This is a genomic window from Fusicatenibacter saccharivorans, assembly GCF_015557635.1.
GTDB lineage: Bacteria > Bacillota > Clostridia > Lachnospirales > Lachnospiraceae > Fusicatenibacter > Fusicatenibacter saccharivorans.
Window position 1 is genome coordinate 1 of sequence record NZ_JADNOP010000047.1, and the last position, 1,563, is coordinate 1,563.

Sequence of the window (1,563 nt, forward strand, 5' to 3'; positions counted from 1 at the left end):
CCCTTTGGGGCGAGCAGTAACAATAGCCCTTTGGAGGGCTAATAATAAACCACCAGTTGAACTGGTGGTTGCTAACTTAGAAGATTCGATTTTATGATATAAATTAGAATTTGTGGAGGAGGAAAAGATTATGATAAAGAATATAGCTATTGTCAGTTTATCGAGCGGAACAATAGGAGAGGATTTTGTTAAGCATGAGGTAGATATAGGAATAAAAAGATTGAATGACTTTGGCCTGAATGTTCGATTTATGCCTCATGCCCTTGAAGGAATAGAATATGTCAAAAACCATCCTGAAAAGCGTGCGGCTGATTTGTTACAAGCCCTTAGTGATCCGGAGATTGATATGATTCTCTGTGCAATTGGTGGAGATGATACATATCGCTTGTTGCCTTTCCTGTTTGAACATAATGAACTGGCAGATGCAGTCTCCGATAAAGTATTTCTTGGTTTTTCTGATACGACGATCAATCATTTTATGCTCCATAAGGTTGGAATGAAAACATTCTATGGGCAGTCTTTCCTTGCGGACGTCTGTGAACTGGACAAAGATATGCTCCCATATACAAAAAAGTATTTTGAAGAACTGATAAGTACCGGAATGATAAAAGAAGTCATACCCAGCGAAATCTGGTATGAAGGAAGGACGGATTTTGGTATCAATCGGGTTGGCACACCTTTAAAATATCATTCCGATTATGGTTTTGAATTACTGCAAGGCAATTCTGTTTTCTCAGGAGAGATTCTTGGCGGTTGTATTGATTCCATTTATGATTTTTTCAATGGAAAACGCTATGTGGATATGCCGCTTTTTTGCAAGAAGTACAAACTATTCCCAGAGATTGCAGATTGGGTCAGAAAGATTCTTCTGTTAGAATCCAGCGAAGAGAAGATGTCTCCTGAAAAATACAGAAAAGCTGTACTCGCACTAAAAGAAACAGGCATTTTTGATGTGATTTCAGGTATTCTTATAGGAAAGCCGATGGATGAAACTTATGTGCAGGAATATAAACAGATACTGGTAGACGTAATTGATCATCCGAATTTGCCCATAGTGTGCAATATCAATATCGGACACGCCCAGCCACGTTGCATCATTCCCTTTGGTGTTGTGGCAACGGTCGATATTGATAATCAAGTAATCAGATTTGCAAACTGAGAGACAACTTCAAGTTTGTGTAACTGAAACTAGAGCAACAGCCCCAAATTGATGTTTTAGTTTTTATAGACGATAATACAAGAGTATGCCTATCTCAGCACCCTCCTTCGTTAAATAATGCACACCCCCGTCAGTAGTCTGAACCCCCTTAACTGACTACGATTTGACTACTACACATTGCTTTGAATTGCACCATTTTGAAGTATTTTGTAAAAAGTGTAGTTATAAAAAAGAAAAAAGATGATGCCCGGAAAAGCCGATAAACCAACGCAAAACTCGGCATTACAGGGCATTTCAGAACAGGAGAATTTTATGATTAGAGTACTTTTTATCTGCCACGGCAATATTTGCCGCTCGACTCTTGCTGAGAGCGTATTCACCCACAAAGTAAATTCCCTCGGCCT

Annotated in this window: 2 protein-coding genes; both read left to right on the plus strand. The window is 39.0% G+C overall.

All coding sequences use genetic code 11. The features are described 5' to 3' along the window. Positions 1 to 130: 130 nt before the first annotated feature. Positions 131 to 1,159: a S66 family peptidase gene (locus I2G42_RS16185; protein WP_055228712.1), complete on the plus strand. Its 1,029-nt coding sequence runs from the start codon at positions 131 to 133 to the stop codon at positions 1,157 to 1,159. A 312-nt stretch (positions 1,160 to 1,471) separates the two neighbouring features. Then, a partial coding sequence (locus tag I2G42_RS16925) for an arsenate reductase/protein-tyrosine-phosphatase family protein (RefSeq protein ID WP_465220998.1) occupies positions 1,472 to 1,563 on the plus strand: 92 nt, incomplete at its 3' end.